The following is a 26,770-nucleotide window of genomic DNA, read 5'->3' on the forward strand; positions in this document are numbered from 1 at the left end:
TCAACTAAATTTTTGACAGAGCCAATAAATTTTTAATCAAAACATTTAAATATGATAAAATACAATATTTTTTTATCAGGTAATTATGATAGTCGATTATGTTTATTTTTACATAAATAAATATATTTTTTAATTAAACTATTTTTTTTATTATCTAAAAATAAATTTTAACAATATTTATTATTAGTAATTAATCCTGTGTATATAGGTTTATACTATTTATTATACCATGCCGAGATAGTCTAGCCTGGTAAGGCGCGAGACTGGAAATCTCGTGGGGATTTTCCCCTCCTGGGTTCAAATCCCAGTCTCGGCGTTTATTAGTATTTATTATTTTTATAATCTAATCAATTATTTTTTATTATGGATTATAAATCTTATTATAAATCTGATATAATTTTGCACTCTTAACTAATGTACTTTTTTTAGTTAAGTTTTAAAAACTGTTGAAAAACTGTGTTTTAAAAGAATTTTTTAAAATTCTTATTGAAACATTCGAATTCGCTACGTCTCGCGAGTTCGCTCTACTAAGCGGAGGTTAATTTTATGGAAGACGATTTTAAGCACTTAGTGCGTATTTCAAGAAAGGATGTAGACGGTAATAAAACTGCCGAATATGCTTTAACTGATATTAAAGGTGTTGGATTATCTTTATCCCGTTCCATTTGTCTTATCTTAGGTTTAGATCTTAATCAAAAAATAGGTTACATGCCTGATGAAGATGTTAAAAAAATAGAAGATATTTTAGAAAATCCTATGGAATCTGAAATTCCAGATTGGATGTTAAACAGAAGACGAGATTATGCTACTGGTAAAACTACTCATTTAATTGAATCAGATCTTGACATGACTTTAAGAGATGATTTAAACAGAATGAAGAAAACTAGAAGTTACAAAGGTCGAAGACATGAAGCTGGATTACCAGTTAGAGGTCAAAGAACTAAAGCTACATTTAGACATGGATCTTCTGTTGGTGTAAAAAGAACAAGACCAGCAAAGTTACCATAGATTAAAGTAACTTTATCAAGAAGACTATTTTAAGATTAATTAATTTAATTATTTAATTCTTATTAATCAATTATATTTACTAAAATATTATTAAGGAGATAATATAATGGGAAGTCCAAGAAAAGCAAGAAAGAAATATGATACTCCACCTCATCCTTGGAATGCTGATAGAATAAAATCAGAAAACAAACTTATGTCCAAATATGGATTAAAAAACAAAAAGGAAATTTGGAAAGCTGATACTCTAGTAAGAAACTATAGTCGGGATGCTAGATATTTATTAGGTTTCGCTCAAGATGAAATAAAAGTTCAAAAAAGAGAATTATTAGGACATTTAATCCGAGAGGGCGTATTACCAGATAATGCGGAATTAGAAGATATTCTTAATTTAACTGTGGAAGATATTTTTAGAAGAAGATTACAAACTGTGGTTTATCAAAAAGGTTTAGCTAGAACTGCTAAAGAAGCAAGAATGTTTATTGTTCATGGTCATATTACATTGAATAATAAAAAGATTGATTCTCCAAGTTATGTAGTTCAAAAAGGAGAAGAAGATCTTATAGGATTTTATAGATCATCTCCTGTTGCAAAACAAATTGAAGATTATAATAAAACTCAAAACAAAGTGGAAGAACAAACAGAATAATATTCAAGGGTTGATAAATTATGGCAAAAAATGAAAAATGGGGAATAGCTAATATTTACTCATCATTTAATAACACTATTATTACTGTAACTGATATCACTGGTGCTGAAACCATTACTCAATGGTCTGGTGGTAAAGTTGTACGTTCTGATAGACAAGAAGCATCTCCTTTTGCAGGTATGGAAGCAGCTACTCGTGCTGCTGATGATGCTAAAGAAAAAGGATTTGTGGGTTTACATATAAAAGTCCGAGCTCCTGGTGGAAATGGTCCTAGAAGTCCAGGTCCTGGTGCACAAGCTACAATTCGTGCTTTTGCTAGAGCTGGAGTTAAAATAGGAAAAATAGAAGATGTAACTCCTATACCTCACGATGGTACCGGACGTCCTGGTGGAAAGAGAGGAAGAAGAGTTTAAGAAGGGGTTTAATATGGAGATTGAAGTCAAAAATCAAACTGATGATGAGATTACTTTTATCATCCGTGATGCGGAAGTACCTTTTGTCAATGCAATAAGAAGAATCGCTATGATGGAAGTACCAAAAATGGCAATTGAAGATGTTTATATGGTTCAAAACGATTCTGCTATGTTTGATGAGGTATTAGCTCATCGTTTAGGTTTAACTCCATTAGTTTCTGATTTAGATGCTGTTGACGGATTAGTCATGCCAGATAATTGTGACTGTGGAGATCATTGTCCTAAATGCAGTGTATCTTTAACATTAAATAAATCTGGTCCAGGAGTTATTTACTCTAAAGATTTAGTTTCTTCTGACTCAAAAATTAAACCTGTATATGATACCATACCTCTTTTAAAATTAAAAGAAGGTCAAAATGTAGAATTAGAAGCTATCGCTCAATTAGGTATTGGGAAAGATCATGCAAAATGGGTACCTACTACAGTATGTGCTTATAAACAATATCCTGAAATTACATTTAATGATGATTTAAATATCGATTATGCTTGTGTCGAAGCATGTCCGAAGAAAATCCTTAAAGCTAATAAAAAGAAAGGAAAAATTGAAGTTACTGATATTGAATCATGTACATTATGTAAAGCATGTGAAAGAGCCTGCGAAAAGCAACTAGTCAAAGATGAAAATGGAAATGAATTTTCCAAAAAATACATTAATGTAGGGTATCAAGAAAATAATTTTATATTTAAAATTGAAACAGATGGATCAATGCCTCCTAAAGAGGTTTTATTAAAAGCTTGTGATGTTTTATCAAATAAAGCAGATGAGTTTATTACATTTAGTAAAGGAGGAAGCTAATAATGGCTAGAAATGTTATTAAAACTAATCCTAACCTTATTGCATTAGCTCATAACTTAAGAAAAAAATCTTATGATGAAGATGTAGCTATATGGAAATCAGTGGCAGCTAAATTAGAAAAATCAACAAGAAATCAACCAGAAGTAAATGTTGCAAACATTAATAGATATACTTCTGAAAATGATACAGTTGTTATTCCAGGAAAAGTATTATCTAATGGAAATTTAGATCATAAAGTTGTTGTCGCAGCATTAAAATTTTCTGAAACTGCTAAAGCTGAAATTGAAAAAGCTGGTGGAGATTGTATTTCCATTGCAGATTTAGTTGAAAAGAACCCAAAAGGTTCTAATGTCAAGATTATGCAATAAGCTTATTTAGGAATTATTAATTTAAAAAAAATAAATATATGAAAAATATTATAATAGGTGTTTATTATGATTATTAACGGAGAAGGACATATTTTAGGAAGACTTGCTAGTGTAACTAGTAAAAAACTTCTTGAAGGTGAAGAGATAGTTGTTCTTAACGCTGAAAAAATTATGTTAACTGGTAATAAAGATTGGGCTTATGCAAGATATAAACAACGAGTAGATAGAAAAAGTATATCTAACCCTCGTGATTTAGGTCCTAAATATCCTAGAAGACCAGAAGATATATTCAGAAGAACTGTTAAAGGAATGTTACCTACTAAAAAAACTAAAGGTCGAGTTGCTTACAAAGGATTAAAAGCTTTTGTTGGTGTTCCTGCAGAATATGCTGATGCAAACCTTGAAACTATTCCTGATGCTGAATATACTCATGTTAAAAAGGGTATTAAATTAGGAGAAATCTCTGAACTTTTAGGTGTAGATTTCTAGATAAAAAGTATTAAATTACAATTAAAACAAATTAAAATAAATAAACGGAGTGTAACTATGAAAAAAGTTGTTCACACAAGCGGTAAACGTAAAACAGCTATTGCTAGAGGAACCGTTCAAGAAGGTAAAGGTAGAGTACGAGTAAATAAATCTCCAGTTGAACTTTACGATCCTGAATTAGCACGTTTAAAATTATATGAACCATTAGAATTAGCTGGTGAAGACCTTATAAATACTGTTGACATCAATGTACATGTACAAGGTGGAGGAGTAATGGGTCAAGCAGAAGCTGCTCGTATGGTAATTGCTAAAGGTTTAGTTCAATGGACTAATGATGTAGATCTTAAAGAAAGATTCACTCAATATGACAGAACAATGTTAGTTGGTGATCCAAGACGTTCTGAACCAAAGAAATTTGGTGGTCCTGGGGCAAGAGCTCGTAAACAAAAAAGTTACAGATAAATTCATTATTTTTAATTAATGAATTAACTTTTTTATGTTTTAAAAAGATCTTTAAAAAGATATATGAAAATTAAAAATTATAATAATAAAATAGGAAATGATGATTTAAGATGATACCTATACGATGTATTAGTTGTGGAAAACCCGTTTCTGCATACTTTGATGAATATCAAAGTAGATTAGCTGATGGAGAAGATTCAAAAGCTATTCTAGATGATATGGGTATTGACAGATATTGTTGTAGAAGAATGCTCATTTCTCATGTGGAAACTTGGGAATAGAAACCTTTTTATTATTTTTATTCACTCTTTTACAATTAAATAAAAATTATATTTTTATTTGTGAATGTTTTTTAAATAAAAGGAGTAATTAAGATATGCCTGCTAAAAAAACAAGTACAAAAAAATCAACAGCAAAAAAATATACAAGATTTGAAAAAGCTAGACTTTTAGGTTCTAGAGCTATACAATTATCTATGGGTGCTAAACCTTTAGTGAAAGTTACTGAAGATGATGATCCTATTGATATTGCTCTTGCTGAATTAAAAGAGAATGTTTTACCTTTAGATGTTAAACCTAGAGAATAACATTTTAACTTAATAATCTTGTTTTTTTATAAATTTTTTAAAAAAAAATTTCATCATAAATCATATTATAATAACTTATTTATGAGTAAAGATTTATTTAGTATTAAATCAATACTAATAGTATATATAAAAATTTAAAATAAATTTAACTAATTAAAAAAATTATTATCATAAGCAATCTATGAATCGAACTACTAATTTTTTATAAGATTAACGATTCTTTAGTTAATCTCAAAGTAGATTTTATGGTAAGAGGAACATGGAATTAAATTAATAATCCATAATAAATTAATAATATGTGATATTAATTGGTGCATGATAATAATTTTTAAAAATATATTAAAAAATGTTTAAAAAAAATTAATGTGGTGTTTTTTTATGGATAGTATTATAGAAGATGTCCGTGTTAGAAAAATATTAGATAGTAGAGGAAATCCAACTGTAGAAGTAGATATTCTCACATGGAATGGATTTGGTCGAGCTGCTGCACCTTCAGGTGCTAGTACAGGTTCTAGAGAAGTTGTTTCTTTCCCTCAAGGAGGGGTAGATCAAATTATTAGTGAAGTTGAAGATGTTATATCATCTGAACTTATAGGTATGGCTGCTGAAGACATTTCAGATATAGATTATGTGTTAAAAGAAATAGATGGTACTGATAATATGTCATCTATTGGTGGTAACACTACTGTTGCTGTATCTATGGCTGCAGCAAAAGCAGCAGCAAATTCATACAATTTACCATTATACCGTTTCTTAGGTGGAAATATGGTTAATAAATTACCTTACCCATTAGGAAACATGATGAATGGTGGAGAACATGCAGGACCTAATGCTCCTGATATTCAAGAATTTTTAGTTGTACCTGTAGGTGCATCTAATATATCTGAAGCTGTTTTTGCTAACTCTGCAATACATAAAAGACTTAAAGAATTAATCCAATCCAAAGACAGTAATTTTACAGGTGGTAAAGGTGATGAAGGTGGATGGATACCTAACATTTCAAATGATAATGCTTTAGAAATTCAATCTCAAGCATGTGAAGAAGTTGGAGATGAATTAGGAATAACTATTAAACCCTCTTTAGATTTTGCTGCTTCTGAATTTTGGGATAAAGATGAAAACAAATATGTTTATGCTCAAGATGGTATTAGTAGAGATAGTGGTGAACAAGTTGAATATGTTAAAGATATCATAGATACTTATGGTATGTTCTTTATAGAAGATCCATTTGATGAAAAAGATTTTGATGGCTTTTCTGAATTAACTTCAGCTGTAGGAGATAAATGTATTATCTGTGGTGATGATATATTTGTTACAAATAAAGAAATTTTAGCTGAAGGAATAGAAAAAGGCGCAGCTAATGGTTTAATAATCAAACCAAATCAAATTGGTTCTTTAACTGAAACTTATAAAACAGTTCAATTAGCAAAAGAAAACAATTATGTTCCTGTAGTATCTCATAGATCTGGAGAAACAACTGATGAAACTATTGCTCATTTAGCTGTTGCACTTGGAACTCCTTTAATTAAAACTGGAGCAATAAGTGGAGAACGTATTGCAAAATTAAACGAACTTATTCGTATTGAAGAAGAATTACCAGACCCAGAAATGGCTGATTTAAAATTTTAAAAATATTTCAAAATTAAAAATTATTAACAAAATAAATTACAAAAATAAAAAAAAAAATTAATATTAAGGTGAATTAAATGTCAGAACTTTTAATACCATTAGATAATTATTTAGCAGCAGGTTTACATATAGGAACTCAACAAAAAACTCATGATATGGAAAGATATATTTTCCGTGTAAGATCAGACGGTTTATATGTTTTAGATATACGTAAAACTGATGAACGTATTTGTCAAGTTGCTAAATTCTTAGCACAATATGATGCTGATGATATTCTTGTAGTAGCTACAAGACAATATGGTCAAGCTCCAGTAAAAAAATTCGGAGAAATCACTGGTTGTAAAACTATACCTGGTAGATTTATTCCTGGAACTTTAACTAATCCAACTTATCATAAATTCATAGAACCAAAAATTATTGTTGTAACTGATCCAAGATCAGATGCACAAGCTGTTTTAGAATCTAAACAAAATGGAATCCCTGTTGTAGGTTTATGTGATACTGAAAACTTACTTACTAATGTGGATATTGTTGTACCTGTAAACAATAAAGGTAGAAAAGCTATTGCTCTTGTATACTGGTTATTAGCTAGACAATTATTAAGAGAAAGAGGTACAATTGGTCCGGAAGATGAATTAGATATTGAAGCTGCAGACTTTGAATTAAAATTCTAGATAAAAGAAAGAAAAATTAAAAATAATACTATATTTTATTTTATTTTTCTATCCCTTTTTTGTAAAAAATGTTATAGGTTATTAAAATAAATATTATTATAATATTAGGGTTAAAAAATAATTTATTTTTCGGAGTAATGTTTATTATGATTAGACAACCTGTAGTTGCAGGAAGCTTTTATCAAAGTAATGTGAGATATTTATTAGATAGTATTGAGGATGCATTTAAATCATCAAGTGGTTTTGGAGAAATCCCAACTCTATCTAGATCTAAATATAAAGATTCCATGTTAACTGGCATATTAGTTCCTCATGCAGGTTATATGTATTCAGGTGCTGTTGCAAGTAATTCTTATGCTGAATTAGCTTTAGATGGTTTTCCTGATACTTTTGTCATTTTATGTCCTAATCATACAGGATTAGGAGATCCATTAAGTGTTTTTTCTGAAGGAGAATGGGTTACTCCTTTAGGACATGTTTCAGTAGATGAAATTTTTTCTAAGGAATTAATTAATAATTCTAAGTTCGCAAGTTCTAATTTTGAGGCCCATATGCAAGAGCATAGTATAGAAGTCCAGTTACCTTTTTTACAATATTTTTCTAAAGATTTTAAAATAGTACCTATTTGTATGGGGGTTCAGGATTCCGCATTTGTGGATGATATTTTGGATGCTATAATTAAAGCACAAGATGTTACTGGTCGTGATATTCGTGTTATTGCTAGTTCTGATTTAAGTCATTTTAATAATCAAAAGATAGCCGAAAATTTAGATAATTTAATACTTGAAGATATTAAAAATATGGATTCATTAAAACTACTTTCAGATGTTAAGTCTAATAATATTACAATGTGTGGTTATGCTCCTGCAATGGTTGCTATAAATTATTCAAAAATTAAGGGAGAAGGTATATCTAAAGTATTAAAATATTCTACTAGTGGTAATGTTACACATGATTATAACTCAGTTGTAGGTTATGGCTCTGCAATATTTAAATAAATAAAGGAAAAATGTTAAAATAAAGTAAAATATTGATATATAAAAAAAATAAAAATTTGATGATTAAAAATGGAATCTGTAGCTTCAGCACCTGGAAAAACAATTTTATTTGGTGAACACTCAGTTGTATATAGTGAACCTGCTATTGCCGGTGCTGTAAATAAAAGAGCTACAGTCAAAATTAGAAGATCAAGAAATCAAAATACAATTTTAAAATCTAAAGATTTAAACTTTGAAGCAATATTAGATACTCGTAAAGAATCTTACTCTCTTAAACATGGGAAACCTGGGATAATACGATATATTTTAAATGCTTTAAGTAAATTTCATGATCATACTCCTATTGAAATATTATTATCAATAAATATACCTATTGGTTCAGGTTTAGGATCTTCAGCAGCTGTTACTGTTGCAACATTAGCAGCCCTATTTGATTATCATGATATTCCATTTACAAAAGAATCATTGGCTCAAGACGCTTATAATGTTGAATTAGATGTTCAAGGTATGGCTAGTCCGTTAGATACTATTGTGAGTACTTATGGTGGTTTAATTTATCTTTCTAGAGAGAAAAAACCAATCAGTTTCACAAATCATATAAACTCTAATTTTGTTATAGGATTTACCACAAAATACGGTAATACTGGAAAAATGGTAAAAAATGTTAAAAATCTTAAAGATGCTTATCCAAACATAATTAACCCTATAATTGAAGATATGGGATTTATAGCCAATGAAGCTCGTATAGCAATTTTAAAAAATGATATATCTAAAGTAGGGGAATTAATGAATATAAATCAAGGATTATTGGATTCTTTAGGAGTAAATACTTCAGAATTATCTCGAATGATTTATTTAGCACGTAAAAATGGTGCTTTAGGTTCTAAAATTACAGGTTCAGGTGGAGGAGGAAGTATAATTGCTTTATGCCCTCATAATCCTGATAAAGTTATGAAAGCTATCAATAGATATGATAATACTTTAAAAATAAAATTCTCTAAAGATGGAGTTTTAACTAAAGATTCTATTTAATAAAATAAATTATATATATTACAATTAAACATAAAGCCGTGTTCTCATGATTATATTAAAAATTGGTGGAAGTATATTAACAAAAAAAGACTTAGCAAAACCAGAAGTAAATTATGAAAATCTTGAGCGTATTGCAAGTGAAATTGAAGAATCATTACATTCTGATGACTTAAATTCTGATTTATCTGATGGTTTAATTATAGTTCATGGTGCTGGATCATTTGGTCATCCTCCAGCTAGTAAATATAAAATAGGAGAATCCTTCCCAATTGAGGATTATCCATTTAAACGTTTAGGTTTTGCAGAAATACAAAATCAAGTAAAAAAATTAAATTCAATAATTTGTGACAGTTTAATAAAACATAATATTCCAGTAGTTAGCATGCCTCCTTCATCTTTTGTAACAACAGTTGATAAAAGAATATATGAATTTCGTTTAGGATTAATTAAAAAATATATTAAAGAAGGGTATGTTCCAGTTTTATATGGGGATATTGTGTTAGATGAAGAATTAAAAATGGCCATAATTTCAGGAGATCAAATTTTACAATACATAGCTAAAATTCTTAAATCAGATAATATAATTCTTGGTACAGATGTAAATGGAGTTTACACAAAAAACCCAAAAAATCATAAAGATAGTAAATTAATATCAGTTTTAACTAATTTAAATCAAATAGAAGAATTAGAATCTACAACTAATATTGATGTTACTGGGGGTATGGTTGGTAAAGTTAAAGAATTATTAGAATTAGCTAATCTTGGAATTGATAGTGAAATAATTAATGCTAATACTCCAAAAACTATAGCAAATGCTTTACAATCAAAGCCAGTAATAGGTACTAAATTAACAAGTAAATTAGAAGAATATAACTATTAAAAAATTTAATAGTAAATTATATAAAAAAGGTTTAATACAAAAATCGAAAAAATAATACTTTTAGTAAATTAACTTTTATCATTATCATTTTAATCAATTAAAAAATTAATAAAAAAAATTTTAGTGAGGAAATTTGATAAAAATAGAGTAAGTAGAATAATAGAAAAAATAGAAATTAATATAAAAGAAAAAATTTATTAATTAAAAAAAAATTTTCATTATAACCATAATGAGTTTATTATAAAAATTAAGGAAGAATATCTATGATATCTAATAGAAAATCAGAACATCTAAACATTTGTAATAATGAAGATGTTAGTTTTAAGAACAAAACAACTGGATTTAATGATATAGAATTGTTACATAAAGCTTTACCTGAAATAAATAAAGAAGAGATTGATATTTCTACTTCTGCTTTTGGTAAAAAATTAGATTCTCCTCTTTTTTTCACTGCAATTACTGGTGGTCATCCAGAAGCTAAAAAATTAAACAAGATTTTAGCATTAGCTGCAGAAGAAAAAAATATAGGTTTAGGATTAGGTAGTCAAAGAGCAGCAATTGAACATCCAGAACTTAATGATACTTATACTGTTGCTCGAGAATATGCTCCTAATGCATTATTGTTAGGAAATATTGGAGCTCCTCAAATAGATCTTGCTGAAGATGCTGTTAAAATGTTTGATGCAGATATATTAGCTGTTCATTTAAATCCTTTACAAGAATCTATACAACCTGAAGGAGATCTTAATAGTGAAGGATTTTTAGATTCTATAAGTAAAATCACTGATCTCGTAGATGTGCCTGTTATGGTTAAAGAAACTGGATGTGGATTAAGCTCTGAAGACGCTTCATTATTGGAAAATGCTGGAGTGAACTACATCGATGTGGAAGGTGCTGGTGGTACTAGTTGGGCTGCTGTTGAAACTTTTCGTGCAAAAGATAAGTATCTTGGAGAGTTATTCTGGGATTGGGGTATACCTACAGCTGTAAGTACTTTTGAAGTTGTAAATACAGTTAATGTTCCAGTAATATCTTCTGGAGGTATTCGTTCTGGTTTAGATGCAGCTAAAGCTATTGCTTTAGGTGCTGATAGTGTTGGAATGGCATTACCTGCTCTTAAAAATGCTTATTATGGACTTGAAAATTTAATTAATTTAATAAATCAATTTAATGAATCTTTGAAAATAGCCATGTTTTTAGTAGGTGCTAAAAATTTAGATGAATTAAAAAATTCTTCATTAATAATTAAAGGCAAAACTAAAGAATGGTTGGAACAACGGGGATTTAACACAAAAATTTATGCAAGGAGAAACTAATTTATGACAGTAGAAGTTATAGCAATAGGTGGATACGAAGAAGTCGGAAAAAATATGACTGCCGTAAAAGTAAATGATGAAGTCATCATTTTTGATATGGGTATTCACTTAGATAGAATAAACATACATGAAGATACAGATATAGACAGAATGCACAGTTTAGATTTAATAGAAAGAGGAGTAATTCCTGATGATACATTAATGAAAGATGTAGATGGTAAAGTAAAAGGTATTATCTTTACTCATGGTCATTTAGATCATATTGGTGCAGTAGCAAAACTTGCGCATCGTTATGATGCTCCTTTAATTGGAACACCGTTTACTACAGCATTAATAGAAAATACTATTAAGGGTGAACGAAAATTTAAAGTTCATAATCCAATTAAATCATTAAATCCTGGTAGTAAGATACAATTATCTAAAAATATTACTTTAGAATTTGTTCAATCAACTCACAGTATACCTCAAGCAGTAATTGCAGTATTACACACATCTGAAGGAATTATTGTCTATGCTTTAGATTTTAAATTTGATAATCATCAAAAAATAAGTCCACCTCCAGATTATAATCGTTTAAAAGAATTAGGTCGAAAAGGAGTTTTATGTTTAATAGTTGAAACAACTAATGCTCAAAATTATGACCAAGTAAAAACTTATTCTGAAAGAGTTCCTAGAGTGATTTTAGAAGATTTAATGAAAGGTCCAATGGAAGAAGATAAAGGAATGATTATAACAACATTTTCATCACATGTTGAACGTATCCAAGCAATTGCAGATATTGCAGCTAAAGGAAATCGTGAAATTCTCTTTTTAGGTAGAAGTATGGAACGATATTGTGGTTTAGCAGAAAAAATGGGATTATTACATTTACCAAAGAATGCTAATATTTATGGTCATCCAAAATCAGTTAATAAAGCACTTGCAAAAGCTGATGATCATCCTGAAAAATATTTATTAGTTACCACAGGACATCAAGGTGAACCTGATGCTTTACTTCCTAGAATAGCTGGTGGACGTACTCCATATAATATAAAGAAAGGTGATAATGTAATTATTTCTGCACCTATTATTCCTAATCCAACTAATGCAGCTAATCGTCATATTTTAGAAACAAGATTAATTACTAAAGGTGCAAGAATATACTCAAATGCCCATGTATCCGGACATGCTGGTCGTGAAGATCATCGTGAATTTTTAAGAATGCTAAAACCTAAACATATAATACCTGCCCATGGAGAACTATCTATGTTAACAGCTTATGGTGAACTTGCAGAGGAAGAAGGATATCGTATAGGTAAAGATGTTCATATTTTACGTAATGCACAAGCACAAGTTTTTAATGGAGAATAATTTTTTTATTCTCCTTTTTTTTAGAAAACTTTTAGAATGAATTTTATATAAGTTTTGTTAAAAATTATATTAAGTAATTATTTTACATTTCATAATGTTTTTATTTAAAATTTTTTGGGATATTTTTTTATAAATTTAGGTGGAGGAAAATTATAATGGTTGATGTTGTATCAATTTTAAAAGAAAATTCACAAGTGGTTATAGATTCTATTGATGAAAATTTATCTATCATTGTACCTGAAGAGTTAAGTGATGCTTCAAAGTATTTAACTAAAGCTGGAGGTAAAATGTTACGTCCTTCTTTAACTTTAATTACTAGTGAAGCTGTTGGTGGAAACAAATCTTCTACAGTTCAAACTGCTGCAGCTATTGAATTAATTCATACTTTTTCACTTATTCATGATGATATTATGGATAAAGATGATATGAGAAGAGGTAAACCTTCTGTTCATAAAGTTTGGGGAGAACCATTAGCAATCTTAGCTGGAGATACTTTATTTAGTAAAGCTTTTGAAATGATTATAACTAGTAAAGGTGAGAATCTTAATTTTGAACAAATTAATAAGACCTTAGCTACAGTAGCTGATTCTTGTGTTAAAATTTGTGAGGGCCAAGCTAGTGATATGAGTTTTGAAGGGGATTTCACAGTTAAAGAAGATGCATATTTAGATATGATTTTTAAAAAGACTGGTGCTTTAATTGCTACTGCCACTAAATCTGGTGCGATTATGGGTGGAGCTGATGAAGAAGTTATAAATGCTATGTATGATTATGGTAAACTTATTGGTCTTGCTTTCCAAATTCAGGATGATTATTTAGATGTTGTTAGTGATGAAGAGTCTTTAGGTAAACCTATTGGTAGTGATATTGCTGAGGGTAAAATGACTTTGATGGTTGTTAAAGCTTTAGATAAAGCAGATGATGATGATTCTGAAAGATTAATTGAAATTCTTAAAAATACTAATTCAACACAAGATGAAGTAGATGAAGCTATTAATATTTTTAAAAAATATGGTACTATTCAATATGCTCATGATGTTGCTCAATTAAATGTTAATAAAGCTAAGGAAATACTAAAAATATTGCCTGATTCTGAAGCTAAAACTTCACTTAGTTTAATTGCAGATTTTGTTTTAAATAGAAAGTCTTAAAAAAAAATTTATTTATAAACTAAAAGATAATAATATTAAAATAACAAATAAAAAGGGGTTTTTTCATCTATGGGAATTATTGACAAAACTTTTCATAAAGGAGTATATAGCGAAAATTGGTCAGAAAGACAAAATGCTATAAAAACTACGGATGATATAAAACTCCTTCAAAAAATAGCCTTAACTGATGAAAATTGGTTAGTTAGAAGCGAAGCCTTAAAAAAAATTGAAAATCAAGATTTTCTAGAAACTATAGCATTAAATGATAAAAATATTGATTTAAGACAACAAGCATTACAGAAAATTGATAATCCTAAAATACTCAAAAACATAGTTTTATACAATGACAATCCAGATGTAAGAAGAAGTACACTAGAAAAAATAAAAGACCAAAAAGTAATTCAATATGTAGCATTAAATGATGATCATTGGTGGGTACGACGAGCTGCACTAGAAAAAATTGAAGATCCAACTATAATTGAAAACATTGCTTTTTTAGACAAAAATTACAAGGTTAGAAAAGCAGCATTAGATAAAATTCCATATGAAAAAGTTATAGAAAAAATAGCATTAAATGATGAACATTGGGTTATAAGAAAAGCTGCTTTAGAAAAGATTACCAATTCACAAATTTTCGATAAATTAGCTAAAAATGATATAAATTGGGAAATTCGAAAAGATTGTGTTGAAAAATCTAATAATCGTTTATTAATGGAAGATATTGCAGTAAATGATGAAAATTTTGAAGTGCGAGCGGCTGCTGTTAAAAAAATTAATAATCATGATTTACTATTTAAAATATCTAAAGATGATACAAACTTCGTAGTACGGGAAGTTGCAAGAAGTTGTTTACATTAAATATAATTCAAATATTTTTTTTTGATAAATAAAAAGAATAAAATTTTTTATAGAAGGTTTAAAAAATTTTAACCTTCCTTTTTTTTAAATATTAATTTTTATTACTAATTTTTAAATATTGATTCCAGCATAATTCAATAAAGCATTCATCATATTAAAAGACTTGTTAACAGTTCCACTTGCGATAGTTCCATGAGAAGTTAAAACTTCACAAGTTACTGCAGGAATACTATTAAGATTACAAACATCTTCAACAGCACCTTCATATTCACTACCGGCATAACTGTAAATGATTTTAGAAACACTACATTTACTAGCAATATAAGAAGCTATAGTTGCACTTTCACTAGTTGGTTTATAAGTACCAAAAACAGTATTTGCACCAGGATTTCCTCCAGGTTGAGTGCAATGGAAATCTCCAAAAATATTAGTACCTAAACTTTTAGCAATTTTAATAAGGTTATTACTTACAGTTCCATCTACGTTAGCTACACTATTTAAATTAACACCATTAAAATATCGAGTACTGGTAGCTGCCCTAGCTGGACATAAATCACAAACTACATATATTGTACCATTAATTTTACTTTGATCTAGATTAGCAAGAATATTAATAAGTTTAAAAGTAGCAGCAATAGATGATAATTCATTTCCATGAACACCTGCATTAATAAACACTGTTTTTCCATTTCCATTTCCAAAAGTAAGTAAAACAGTACCATTTTTACTTGCATCTAATACTTGAGTAGTTAAACTAGTAGATTCAATATTATTCATTAAAACACTATTTTTAGTTAAATCCCCACCAGTTCCCCAAAGAAGAGTAGTTAAAGTATATGAACCAGAGCTTGTTTTTATAACCTCTGTAACTCCTCCTTTTTTCATAATATTTGTATTCACAGCAATACTTGAAGGAAGAACATTATTTTGATTATAATAACTTAATGTTTCAGCAAATATATTTACATAATTTTCATAGGAAATTTTTCCAATACCATTACTAGAATCATAATTTGCTGCACGATTATTTTTAATAATATAACTTTCTATTCGTGATGCCATAGAAACAATATCATCTTTTGATAAAGTTCCAGTTAAACTTTCAATATTACAATTTTTCGCATTTGAAACATTTGTAATTTCAATATCCTCTTTAGATCCATTATTTATTTCAATTATTGCTTTTGTCATTAAATCTAAAAATTGTGCAATACTAAAATTTTTATTATTTAAATTTATAGTTGAAGGTAAAGTACCATTAACGACAATATAATTTTTTAAAAATGAAGCTGTAGTTAATATGCTATTAAGGCTAACATAATTATCATTAGTAGTTTCATTAAGACTATAAACTATCATTGAATTAATTATACTATCTGCTGCAGGGTAACTATATTTGGTATTGTTAAATCCATAAAATGAACTTTCAGTAGTATAATCTCCAGGATAAAGGTTAATCTGTAAACTATATTCTCCATAAATATCTGTTGTAGCCCAATAAACTTTACTCTGATTATCTGAAAGTCTAGTTAAATTAAGACTAATATGCATACCTATAAGTGGGTTTCCATCACTATCTTTTAAAGTACCTGTGAAATTCAAACCTTCTCCATAAGTTTCATAAAAATCATTTGCATTTAAATAATTACCTGATAAAACTTTAATAATATTATTAATAGTAATATTTTGATAAGAACTTGTTACATAATAAAGTCCGGGTCCTAAATTGATACTTAAACTTGCTTCGCCACTATCATTGGTTAAACAAGTATATGTAATATTTTTCCCATAACTATTTGCTAAATTAATTGATATGTTCTGATTATTTAATACATTACCATCATTATCAGTTAATTTAGTTATGAATGAGTCATTATAACAATAATATTTAGTGAGATTGTCTGCTGTTAAAATTGCATTTGAATTATCACTTAAAATATTATTAACTTGATTATTTTCTAAATTATTTGTATTAGTATTATTGTATTTTTCATTTGAAATAGATTGAATACTATCTTTGTTATTATCTGAAATTCCTAATATTGTAGTATTAACATCTTCAACTATTCCAATATTATCATTGTTACTTATATCTTCTTTTGAAAAATCTGTAACATTTTCATTTGCAGAGATACAAGATAAGCTACTAACAATGATAAAACTAAAAATTAAAAAAGATATCATAAGTTTTAAACGATTTTTTTTCATTATACACCTCTATTTTTTTTTAAAAAATTCACTTAATTAATTTTTTATTCTATTAACTATATAAAATTCGGAGTTTTAAAAAAGTTTGATATATTACTTTTAGATAAAATTTTAAAATTAAAAAAAAATTAAAAAAGGAGAAAAAAAATTTAAAAGTTTGGATTACTATCTAAACTTACATTAAATCCATTATACATTAAAAATCCAATTTGGAAATTATAAGAGATTTGTGTACTACTACGTGTAATGGTATTATGTAATACAACAACTTCGCCAGTAATAGCTGGAATTCCTGCTATATTAACATTATCTTGTAATGCAGTTGGATAAACTTCTCCAGCATAAGTTACAATTTGAGTATCATATCCAGAAATCTTTGAAATATAATTGGCCATTACAGCACTTTCATTATTAGGACTGTAAGCACCCATAATGACATTATTTCCAGGTAATCCTCCTGGTTTAGTAGTGTGCATATCGGCAAAAGCATCAATATTTAAACTAAGTGCTAATTTAACTAAGTTATTAGCAACAGATCCTGAAATTGTAGCTTGTCTGTTTGGATCAACACCATTATATTCACGTACTCCTAATTGAGCAGTATATGGTATTAAATCACAAATCATATAAATAGTACCATTGATTTCTTTCATATTAGATAAATATTCAGCTATTTGATAAGCTGCAGCTTGTGAAGATAATTCATTTCCATGAATTCCTGCATTGATAAATACTGTACGACCATTTCCATTACCGAATTTCACAAGAACTGTTCCTTGTTTTTCAGCATTAATTATTTCATCAACAATACCTCCACGAGAAGTAGTACTAGTTATGTAATTATATAATATACTATTTTTAGTAATATCTCCACCAGTTCCCCAATTAAGAATACTTAAACTGTAACCTTTACTTACAACAATATTAGTAGTTATACTACTTCCACCATAACTTGCAGTAGCTATATAATTTCCACTAGCTAAATTAATAGGTAAAAATGCAATTCCATTAACATCTGTAGTTGACCAGTAAGTTTTATTAAGATTACTATTAGCAACTCTAAGATTAATTGCAATATGTTGACCAATAACAGTTATATTTGGAGTTGCAAGAGTAACAGTATAATTTGCAGCTTCACCAAAGTTAATATTTAAATCATCAGCAGTTAAACCAACTTTAAGAACTTTCATACTATTATTAGTATTACTGCCAATATAACCAGATTTATCATTGTCATAATATGCTCCAGCAGTATATAATCCAGGTGCAAGGTTTATTTGAAGTTGTGCATATCCTTCATTGTCAGTTGTAGCCCAATAAATTTTACTTGCATTATCACTTAATCTTGTTAAGTTTAAACCTATATGTTGTCCTATAATTGGATTACCTAAAATATCAGTTAATTTTACTGTAAAATTTTTCCCTTCACCAAAATATTCTTCAAAATCATCACCGAAAAGTAAAGTATTTTTAGGAATTTCTGTAATATTTAAAAGGAAATAAACAGTTTGATTATCAATTTTTGCAGTAATATTAATTATTCCAATTTCATTACTTAAAAAAATTGTAGTTAAAGAACCATCATTTAAATATCCTTCTTTAACACTATAATTCCCATTATCGGTATTAAATTTAACATAATCAGAAGGTAATTCAAGACCTAAATAAAATGTTTTATTAGTTTTAGTATCAATATAAGAATTTAAATTAACTACAATAGGAGTAGTTGTATTAACCATCACATTATCATAAGAGTTCATTGTTGCAATTACGAAGAAATCAGTGTTTACATTACTTAAATTATTTATTTCGGGTAAATTTTTACCCCACCAATTAAAATTAACATTAGATTTATCAGTATTTGTTACATAAATCACTTTATTAGTTAATGAGTTTCCTTTAATTATATTATAATTAATGGTTGCAGTTCCAGCATAAATACCACTACCTGTGTTAGCAGTATTGTTAATTAGTTGACTGGTTATTATATTTACATCCCCAGTAGTGTAAACCGCTCCTCCATTATTAGCACTATTATTAATTAAATTACTTCCACTAATTTGAATATTTCCACCATTCAAAGCATATACTGCACCTCCATTTAGGGTGGTCTTTCCATTAACTAAATTTAAATTGTTTAATGTTAATGTTCCAGTACCAGCATAATTAATTATTCTAGCACTATTACATCCATCAATGGTGAAATTATTACCATTTATTTTATAATTCTCATTTGAAATGGTGATTCCATTAATATAGGCGGAATCAGTGGCAATATTATATTTATAATTTTTATCTAAAGTTATAGAATTGTTGTTTGAATTAATAAGATTTTGTAAATCAGAAAAAGATCCTGAATTAGAATCTGAAATTACATTTTCTGTAGAACTTATTTGATTTTCATCAGCAACACTAATAGTTTCTAAATTTGAAACATTATCATTACTTAAAAGATTATTATTTGCATCAGAAACAATATTATTAGTGTCTGCAGCGGAAACAACACCTAAACTACAAATAATTAATATAAAAATGCTCACTAGTACTATTTTATTTAATTTAATAATTTTTATTCACCTCGAAAAAATTTTTTAATTAAATTTTATAATAGTATAATTAATTTTGTTGGATTTGATTTATTAATTTAATTGTTTATAAAAAAAATAGTAAAAAATAGTAAAATTTAAAAACATTATATCTCTTTTTTCCACCAAATAAGAATCCAATCTCCTTTATTATTTGGGTTTTCCCATTTGCCTTCGCTGTTTTGTATTAAATTCTTTTTAAAATGATTATTTAACTTTTCACGCTCTTTATCTGAAACTTTACCTATTCTCCAATTAAAACGTTCAATTGCTTCATCTATACTATCATAACCTTTAACACTTTCACATTCAAGATTAATAACATTAGGATGAATTCCCATACTATTTAACAAGTTAAATATAATTATATATTCATCAAATTTTCTAGGTACTTTCTTACCAATTGCTTCAAGAGCTTTATTTTCTTCTTTACGATTATTAGGCCCATAAAAACTTATATAAACATATTTTCGAGCAATATCATTTAAATTACTCAAAACTTCTTTCATATTATAAGCACTGTTAATAGAACGAGAAGCTACAATAACATCATATTGTCCAATATTATCTTTATTTAAAGTTAAAATATCTTGTCTTAAAGTAATAATATTACTTAAACCCTCATCAATCATTTTGGCTTGAATTGAATCTAACATTTTATCTGATTTATCAACCGCCAAAAGATGACCAGACTTTTTAGCTAAAGGTATAGTAATAGTACCTTCACCACAACCTAAGTCCATAACACTATCACTAGGTGAAACTTTCACATGATTAAGTAATTTAATTGGGTAATCATCCTTTTCAATCCACTTGCCAAACTTATCAGCTATTTCATTCCAATCTTTCTTTTCACGCTTTTTTTCACCAAGTTCTTTTTTCCAAATATAATCCCAGTCAATATCTTCAATATTTTCTTCACTTTTCATTTTAGATAATCCCTTTTTTTCAAAATATTTATATTTCCATTTGATCTTCTTTTTTCCACCAAATCAACACCCAATCTGGTTTATCCAATGGATTAAAAAGTTTTTTAGTTTTACTATCTACTTGTAATGTTTTACTTAAAAATTCATGTAATTGGCCTTTTTCCTTATCGCTATAATTGTCTAGTTTCCATTTACCATTAACCATAGCTTCATCAATATCATCATATGTTCTAACTGGACCCACATCTAAATTTATAACATTTGCATAAATTCCTATTTGTTCTAATAAATTTAATAATAAAACATATGATGGATGGTCAGTGTAATTTTTATCAATAAAATTATAAAATTCCTTTTCCATTCTCCAATTATTAGGTCCAAAAAAAGTTATAAACACATATTTGTTAGCTATTTCATTTAAATTAATTAATAAATCTTCCATTTCTGGAAATGAATTGATACTTCTTGAAGCAAGAACAATATCTTTATGACCAATACTATCTAAATTAATATCTGAAATATCCATTTCTATAGTTTCAATATTATTAATGCTTTTTTCTCGGATTCTTTTGTCAAATAATTCAATCATTTTTTTAGAAGAGTCTACTGAGGTAATATTTTTAACTTTTTCGCTTAAGGGAATACTTACAGAGCCTTCACCAGCACCAATATCTAATAATGAATCAGATTTATCTAAAATTAAATTATTAATTAATTTATCTGTATAATCATCTTTAGCATTTAATTTTTCATATGGCTCTGCAGCTTTATCCCAATTTTTATTAGCACCTAAATTGCCTTTTTCTTTTAATCCTTCTTTCCAAAAATAATTCCAATCTATATCATTAATATTCTCTATTTTAATTTTAAATAACATTATAATTTCCTCTTAATTAATTATTTTTATTTTTCCCACCAAATTAACACCCAATCTGCTTTATCATTTGGATTAAAATATTTGCCTGTTTTTGGATTTTTAACCATAATTTTATTAATATACTCATAAAATATTTTTAATTCTTTGTCAGTTAATAATTCTCTTCTCCATTTACCCGATTCACAGGCTTCCTCAATACTAGAATACTCTCTAGATTTTCCAATATTTAAGTTTAAAACATTAGGGTAAATATTTTTACTTATAAGAATATTAAAAAAATAATCATGTGAAGGAAAATCATTAAAAGGTTTTCCAATTTTTTCATAAAAATCCTTTTCTAACTTCCAATTATTTGGTCCAAATAAAGTAACATAAACCCTTTTATTAGCAATTTTATTAATATTATCTAAAACATTTCCAATATCAACGATACTGTTTAAACATCTAGAAGCAATAACAATATCAAATTTGCCTAATTTTTCAACATTTAAATTATTCAAATCCATTTTAATTGTTTTAACATTATTAATATTCATTTTTTCGCATTTATCATTTAATATTTCAAGCATTTTTTTAGAAGAATCTATTCCTGTTACAGTTTTAACTTTTTTTGCAATAGGTAATGTAATACTTCCTTCACCGCAACCTAAATCAAGAACACTGTCCTCTTTATTCAAATCTAATTCTTGGATAAAACGAGTATGATAATCATCTCGTTTTGCAGATTTACCAAAATGGGGTGCAGCTTTATCCCAATCTTTATTACGATCAATTTTTTGTTTTAATTTTTCACTCCAAAAATATACCCAATCAATATCTTTAGGAGTTTTAATACAATCATCTTTTTTCATAAAAAATCATCACATTTTTTTAAAATGAATTATTATTGTAATATATTTATAATGTTATTAACATATGTATATTTAATGAAATTAATTAAAGACTAATTTTTTATATAATCTTATTTTTATTAATTTTTGAAAAAAATTTTTATTTTGTTGATATTTATGGATGAACTAGAGGAAATAATTTATAAACATGCATTGTTGAATGCTATAAAACATAAAGGAAGCGCAAATCCAAAAGCTGTAATGGGTTCTATAATGAGTAAAGAAGCAGAACTTCGTAGTCGTGCTAGTGAAATAGGTCCTTTAAGTGGTAAAATTGTTGCTAAAGTAAATGCTTTATCTAAAGAAGAGCAAAAAAGCGAAATGGAAAAGTATGATGTACATGTTGAAACCAAAAAACATAGTAAAAAAGTTAAGGGTTTAGGTGAATTACCTGGCTCTCATAAAAATGTTGTTATGCGTTTTGCACCTAATCCAAGTGGACCATTACATATTGGGCATGCACGTGCAGCAATTCCTAATAGTGAATTTGTTAAAAAATATAATGGTAAATTAATATTACGTATTGAAGATACTGATCCAAAAAGAGTTTTTGAACCAGCATATCAAATGATTCAAGAAGATCTTGAATGGTTAGGTGTTAAACCTGATGAAATTTACTATCAATCTGATAGATTTGAAATTTACTACAAATATGCTGAAGAATTAATTGAAAAAGGTAAAGCATATATGTGTACTTGTAATAGTAAAGATTTTAAGGAATTAAAAGATAATTGCAAACCATGTCCCCATAGAAATAATACAATAGAAGAAAATCTTAAACTCTGGAATGAATTCCCTGAAATGGAAGAAGGTCAAGCTGTCCTACGTGTTAAAACAGATATTAAACATAAAAATCCTGCAATAAGAGATTGGGTTGCAATGAGAATAGTTAATCAAGAACACCCTAAACTTGGAAATAAATATAAAATTTATCCTATGATGAATTTTTCTGTAGCAGTAGATGATCATTTAATGGGAATGACTCATGTATTAAGAGGTAAAGATCACCTTGCAAATAGTGAAAAACAAAAGTACTTATACAATCATATGGGATGGGAAGTACCTGAATTTATTCATTATGGTCGTTTAAAAATGACTGATATTGCATTATCTACTAGTAAAGCTAAAGCAGGTATTGAATCTGGAGAATACTGGGGATGGGATGATCCTAGACTTGGTACTCTTCGTGCTTTAGCTAGACGTGGAATTCAACCTGAAGCTATTATTGAATTAATGAAAGAAATTGGAATTAAAATGAATGATTCATCTGTTAGTTGGAAGAAAATTTATGGATTAAATCGCCATATAATCGAGGACAAAGTTAATAGATATTTCTTTGTACCAGATCCTATGAAAGTGTCTATACCTTTAAAAGAGAATATGATTATTAAACGTCCATTACACCCAGATTATCTTGAAAGAGGGGAACGTGAACTATTATTTGATGGTGAAGCATACATTCCTAAAAAAGATTTTAAAGATGGTCTTGTACGTTTAATGGATGCAGTTAATTTAGATTTAAAAGATGAAAATGCAAGTTATCATAGTTCATCCTTTGAAGATGCAAGAGAACATCATGCAAGTATTATTCAATGGGTTCCATTAAAAGATAATGTTAAAGTAAAAATTGTAATGCCTGATGCTAGTACTGTTACAGGGTTAGCAGAATCAGATATAAAAGAATTAAAAGTAGGGACAATCTTACAATTTGAAAGATTTGGTTTTGTAAAATTAGATTCAAAAAATGATAATGAAATTACTTTTTATTACGCCCATAAATAATGGTTTAAATAAAAAGTTTTTTTAATTTACTATTTTTTTATTTTTCACTTATTTTAAAGTTTTTATTCTTTACTGGCATTATGGTTAATATCATAGGAAGAATAATAATTATTCCACTTAAAATTAATTTTATTCCAATACTTATAAAATTTCCATAGGTTAAAATTTCACCAATTCCACCTATCCAAATAAATATTATTACAAATGGTAAAACATATTTTATAATTTTTTCCCACCAATTCCCAATTTGGAATTTACTTTTTTCATTAAATATTGGAATCAATTTATCTACACCATATATCCAACCAAATATTAAACATTCAAGTAATATACCAAATAATAAAGCGAAGTTATTTAAGAAACTATCAGTTATGTCTAAAATATAAGATCCCATTCCTGTTGAGAATATTAATGCACATATACAACCTATAATACATAAAATACTAGCAGCTTTTTCACGACTTATTTTGAATTTATTTTGAATAGATAAAGATGCAGGTTCAATTAATGCTAAAGTACTTGTTATACCTGCAAAAAATGTACATAAAAAGAATAGGGGTCCAAGTACATATGCCCAATTTCCAAGAATATTAAACACAGTTGGATAAGCTATAAATATTAATCCAGTTCCTTGTGTTATCAATTGATTAATAGGTGTTCCACTATTTAAAGACATATATCCAAGTATTGAAAACACTCCTAAAGCAGCAAAATTTTCAAATCCACAGTTAGCTAAAACCACCCATAATACATTATCACTTAAACTTGAATTATCAGGCAAGTAACTAGCGAATGTTAATGCTATTGACATTCCAAGACTTAATGAGAATAATACTTGTCCAAATGCAGCTAACCAAATATTTATATTTAGTAATAAAGACCAGTTAGGATTGAATAATGTTTTTAAACCAATTACAGCTCCTGGAAGAGTGAGTGAAAATATTACTACAATAACCATCATAATAAATAGTAAAGGAACTAAAATAGAAGATGCTTTTCCTAAACCTTTTTCCACATCCCGATGAGCTATAAACCACATTAATCCCCAAACTATTAAAATTGATATTGCTAAAACAGGCACTATGTAAGTTAATCCAGATAAAGAACTAGTAGATTGTAATAAGGTTGAAGAGTAAAAATTATTTGGATTTGCACCCCATCCTTTAAATAAACTTAAAACGAAATATATCCCATTTAATCCGACTATGCTACTATAATATATGAGTATTAAGAAAACAATTACAGGAATTAACCAACCAATATACTCTAATTTTGGTTTAATAATATAAATTGTTTTAGTTATTGAAGATTTAAATTTATAACCCACACCATATTCTAATAATAAAAATGGAATCCCCATTACTAAAATAGCAATTAAGTAAGGTATATAAAAAGCTCCACCACCACTACTATATAAAACATAAGGATATCTCCAAATATTTCCTAAACCTACAGCAGAACCAATCATTGCTAATAAGAATGATAATTTGCTTCCCCATTGATTTTCTTTGTTTTTTGTTTTATTCATTAATTTCACTTAGTTTAGAATCCTTGTTTGTATAGTTTATTGTTAATACTTAATTTTTAGTTCCTTTTTTTTAAGTTTAAAAAATTTTTAATTTATTAAAAAGAAGTTTGAAATGTTGATTTAATTAAAAAAATTTAAAAAAAATATTAATAAAAATTTATTTAGAATTTTTTCTTGACTGAACCTGTACTTATCCAAATTCTATGTTTTCGGTAAGTAACATAAATTTGTCCAGGTTTAGTTTTAAGAATAGTACTGGAATAAGTTTCTCCATTATGATTAAATATAACTGTTTCTCCTCTTTTAAGTTCTATAGGGGTTCCATTAACTTTAATTGTTTCTGGAGTATTTGATTTGATATTGTTTGAATCAGTTTTGGGAGTAGTTTTTGCAGTAGTTTTTGGAGGTGTTCTAAGTTTTGAAATATGGTTAATTTCATAAGGAACTTCAAGATTAGGTAATTCATCATTACTTAATTCAATTTTTTTATCTTTCTCAGTTTTTTCATGTTTTTTATTATTTTTAATGTTTTCTTGGATTTTATTAGATCCTTCGGAATAAACTTTTTTGGTTTTTTTACTTATGTTGCTTAAATTAAATTCACTTAATTTTTCATAGAATTTATCTATGTGTTGACTTGCATTTTCTATTTTCTTTTGATCGGTATCGCGATGAACGAAGTTTTCATATGGAGTTAAAGTTTCATTAAAATCTTCATCTTCTGGATATTCTTCAATATCTCCAATTTCTTCGCCAGCTTCTTCTTTTTGTCGTTTTTCAGCATAAATTGGAGTTATAAATTCCTCTTCCTCATCTGTCTGGTAACTTGCATCATCTAAACCTTCAAATGATTTACCAATATCATCCTCAACTTCAGTATGGTTATAGGGAATATTATTTATTTCTTCGTAAATTTCATCAACATTTTCATTGGGTTGATTATAACTTTTATCTTTTAAAATTTCTTCAAGAGTGACATTATCTTTTCTATCACTTTCATCTAAAACTACTACTCCTTCTTCAGTAATTCTTTTTTGAGCATGATGTTTTTTGTTTTCTTCAGTTGGTTTTGTGGAAGTTTGATTAATAAGCTCTAATTGTTTATCACTCATTGGTACACTAGAAACACTACTCACAGCTTTATCCATTATTGTTTCGGGCTTATCTGTTTCATTCAATAAGTTTGTAGAATTTAAAGATTCTTTTGAATCTTCTTTTTCATCTTCTTCAAGGTTTTTGTTTTCTTCTAGTTTTG

The 26,770-nt window shown here is 27.7% G+C and carries 26 protein-coding genes and 1 tRNA gene; 20 read left to right on the top strand and 7 right to left on the bottom strand.

Annotated features, from left to right (window positions below):
- Positions 1-231: 231 nt before the first annotated feature.
- The 19 genes from BP769_RS06575 (at position 232) to BP769_RS06665 (ending at position 14,716) form a co-directional block, all read left to right on the top strand.
- A tRNA-Ser gene (locus BP769_RS06575) sits at positions 232-316 on the top strand.
- 230 nt (positions 317-546) lie between these two features.
- Positions 547-1,008 (top strand): 30S ribosomal protein S13, encoded by a 462-nt coding sequence (locus BP769_RS06580; protein WP_409198755.1) that lies wholly within the window; start codon positions 547-549, stop codon positions 1,006-1,008.
- A gap of 106 nt (positions 1,009-1,114) precedes the next feature.
- Positions 1,115-1,654: a 30S ribosomal protein S4 gene (locus BP769_RS06585; RefSeq protein WP_413826806.1), complete on the top strand. Its 540-nt coding sequence runs from the start codon at positions 1,115-1,117 to the stop codon at positions 1,652-1,654.
- A gap of 20 nt (positions 1,655-1,674) precedes the next feature.
- Positions 1,675-2,067, top strand: coding sequence for a 30S ribosomal protein S11 (locus BP769_RS06590; RefSeq protein ID WP_413826804.1), 393 nt, complete (start codon positions 1,675-1,677; stop codon positions 2,065-2,067).
- Between the two features lie 13 nt (positions 2,068-2,080).
- On the top strand, positions 2,081-2,923 hold the full coding sequence (locus tag BP769_RS06595) for a DNA-directed RNA polymerase subunit D (protein WP_413825849.1): 843 nt from the start codon (positions 2,081-2,083) through the stop codon (positions 2,921-2,923).
- Positions 2,924-2,925: 2 nt separating this feature from the next.
- The gene (locus BP769_RS06600) at positions 2,926-3,291 is read left to right on the top strand and encodes a 50S ribosomal protein L18e (protein ID WP_409198759.1); all 366 of its coding nucleotides are present in this window, start codon (positions 2,926-2,928) and stop codon (positions 3,289-3,291) included.
- A 66-nt stretch (positions 3,292-3,357) separates the two neighbouring features.
- Positions 3,358-3,780, top strand: coding sequence for a 50S ribosomal protein L13 (locus tag BP769_RS06605; RefSeq protein WP_409198760.1), 423 nt, complete (start codon positions 3,358-3,360; stop codon positions 3,778-3,780).
- Between the two features lie 57 nt (positions 3,781-3,837).
- Positions 3,838-4,242, top strand: a complete 405-nt coding sequence (locus tag BP769_RS06610) for a 30S ribosomal protein S9 (RefSeq protein ID WP_409198761.1) — start codon at positions 3,838-3,840, stop codon at positions 4,240-4,242.
- A gap of 110 nt (positions 4,243-4,352) precedes the next feature.
- On the top strand, positions 4,353-4,523 hold the full coding sequence (locus tag BP769_RS06615; protein WP_409198762.1) for a DNA-directed RNA polymerase subunit N: 171 nt from the start codon (positions 4,353-4,355) through the stop codon (positions 4,521-4,523).
- A gap of 95 nt (positions 4,524-4,618) precedes the next feature.
- On the top strand, positions 4,619-4,828 hold the full coding sequence (locus BP769_RS06620) for a DNA-directed RNA polymerase subunit K (RefSeq protein WP_409198763.1): 210 nt from the start codon (positions 4,619-4,621) through the stop codon (positions 4,826-4,828).
- A 378-nt stretch (positions 4,829-5,206) separates the two neighbouring features.
- On the top strand, positions 5,207-6,457 hold the full coding sequence (gene eno, locus BP769_RS06625; RefSeq protein WP_413825846.1) for a phosphopyruvate hydratase: 1,251 nt from the start codon (positions 5,207-5,209) through the stop codon (positions 6,455-6,457).
- Between the two features lie 77 nt (positions 6,458-6,534).
- Positions 6,535-7,131 carry a 30S ribosomal protein S2 gene (rpsB, locus tag BP769_RS06630; RefSeq protein ID WP_409198765.1) on the top strand — a complete coding sequence of 199 codons (597 nt, stop codon included), beginning with the start codon at positions 6,535-6,537 and terminating at the stop codon, positions 7,129-7,131.
- 146 nt (positions 7,132-7,277) lie between these two features.
- Complete coding sequence (gene amrB / locus BP769_RS06635; protein WP_413825844.1) at positions 7,278-8,129, top strand: AmmeMemoRadiSam system protein B; 852 nt, start codon at positions 7,278-7,280, stop codon at positions 8,127-8,129.
- A gap of 69 nt (positions 8,130-8,198) precedes the next feature.
- Complete coding sequence (mvk, locus tag BP769_RS06640) at positions 8,199-9,161, top strand: mevalonate kinase (protein ID WP_409198767.1); 963 nt, start codon at positions 8,199-8,201, stop codon at positions 9,159-9,161.
- A gap of 46 nt (positions 9,162-9,207) precedes the next feature.
- Positions 9,208-10,041: an isopentenyl phosphate kinase gene (locus tag BP769_RS06645; RefSeq protein ID WP_413825841.1), complete on the top strand. Its 834-nt coding sequence runs from the start codon at positions 9,208-9,210 to the stop codon at positions 10,039-10,041.
- Positions 10,042-10,304: 263 nt separating this feature from the next.
- Positions 10,305-11,357: a type 2 isopentenyl-diphosphate Delta-isomerase gene (fni, locus tag BP769_RS06650; RefSeq protein WP_413825838.1), complete on the top strand. Its 1,053-nt coding sequence runs from the start codon at positions 10,305-10,307 to the stop codon at positions 11,355-11,357.
- Between the two features lie 3 nt (positions 11,358-11,360).
- The gene (locus BP769_RS06655) at positions 11,361-12,707 is read left to right on the top strand and encodes an RNase J family beta-CASP ribonuclease (protein WP_409198770.1); all 1,347 of its coding nucleotides are present in this window, start codon (positions 11,361-11,363) and stop codon (positions 12,705-12,707) included.
- Between the two features lie 155 nt (positions 12,708-12,862).
- Complete coding sequence (idsA, locus tag BP769_RS06660) at positions 12,863-13,858, top strand: short chain isoprenyl diphosphate synthase IdsA (RefSeq protein WP_413826801.1); 996 nt, start codon at positions 12,863-12,865, stop codon at positions 13,856-13,858.
- A 69-nt stretch (positions 13,859-13,927) separates the two neighbouring features.
- Positions 13,928-14,716 carry a HEAT repeat domain-containing protein gene (locus tag BP769_RS06665; protein WP_409198772.1) on the top strand — a complete coding sequence of 263 codons (789 nt, stop codon included), beginning with the start codon at positions 13,928-13,930 and terminating at the stop codon, positions 14,714-14,716.
- Positions 14,717-14,827: 111 nt separating this feature from the next.
- Here BP769_RS06665 and BP769_RS06670 read toward each other — a convergent pair whose 3' ends face one another.
- The 5 genes from BP769_RS06670 to BP769_RS06690 all read right to left on the bottom strand — a co-directional run bounded on the left by BP769_RS06670 (position 14,828) and on the right by BP769_RS06690 (position 22,166).
- Complete coding sequence (locus BP769_RS06670; RefSeq protein WP_413862321.1) at positions 14,828-16,924, bottom strand: pseudomurein-binding repeat-containing protein; 2,097 nt, start codon at positions 16,922-16,924, stop codon at positions 14,828-14,830.
- 149 nt (positions 16,925-17,073) lie between these two features.
- Positions 17,074-19,464, bottom strand: a complete 2,391-nt coding sequence (locus tag BP769_RS06675; protein ID WP_413825832.1) for a hypothetical protein — start codon at positions 19,462-19,464, stop codon at positions 17,074-17,076.
- A 152-nt stretch (positions 19,465-19,616) separates the two neighbouring features.
- On the bottom strand, positions 19,617-20,438 hold the full coding sequence (locus tag BP769_RS06680; protein ID WP_413825829.1) for a class I SAM-dependent methyltransferase: 822 nt from the start codon (positions 20,436-20,438) through the stop codon (positions 19,617-19,619).
- Between the two features lie 28 nt (positions 20,439-20,466).
- Complete coding sequence (locus BP769_RS06685; RefSeq protein ID WP_413825827.1) at positions 20,467-21,315, bottom strand: class I SAM-dependent methyltransferase; 849 nt, start codon at positions 21,313-21,315, stop codon at positions 20,467-20,469.
- Between the two features lie 26 nt (positions 21,316-21,341).
- Positions 21,342-22,166 carry a class I SAM-dependent methyltransferase gene (locus tag BP769_RS06690; RefSeq protein ID WP_413825825.1) on the bottom strand — a complete coding sequence of 275 codons (825 nt, stop codon included), beginning with the start codon at positions 22,164-22,166 and terminating at the stop codon, positions 21,342-21,344.
- Positions 22,167-22,322: 156 nt separating this feature from the next.
- Between BP769_RS06690 and BP769_RS06695 the strand changes: the two genes are divergently transcribed.
- Positions 22,323-23,987, top strand: a complete 1,665-nt coding sequence (locus BP769_RS06695) for a glutamate--tRNA ligase (protein ID WP_413825823.1) — start codon at positions 22,323-22,325, stop codon at positions 23,985-23,987.
- Between the two features lie 37 nt (positions 23,988-24,024).
- Here the strand turns inward: BP769_RS06695 and BP769_RS06700 are convergent, their stop codons facing one another.
- Both BP769_RS06700 and BP769_RS06705 read right to left on the bottom strand, forming a co-directional pair.
- On the bottom strand, positions 24,025-25,515 hold the full coding sequence (locus BP769_RS06700) for a sodium-dependent transporter (protein ID WP_413862323.1): 1,491 nt from the start codon (positions 25,513-25,515) through the stop codon (positions 24,025-24,027).
- A gap of 161 nt (positions 25,516-25,676) precedes the next feature.
- The coding region (locus BP769_RS06705) for a hypothetical protein (protein ID WP_413825818.1) at positions 25,677-26,770 on the bottom strand (1,094 nt) is incomplete at its 5' end.

The sequence above is a fragment of the Methanobrevibacter sp. UBA417 genome (assembly GCF_002508845.1).
GTDB lineage: Archaea > Methanobacteriota > Methanobacteria > Methanobacteriales > Methanobacteriaceae > Methanobrevibacter_A > Methanobrevibacter_A acididurans.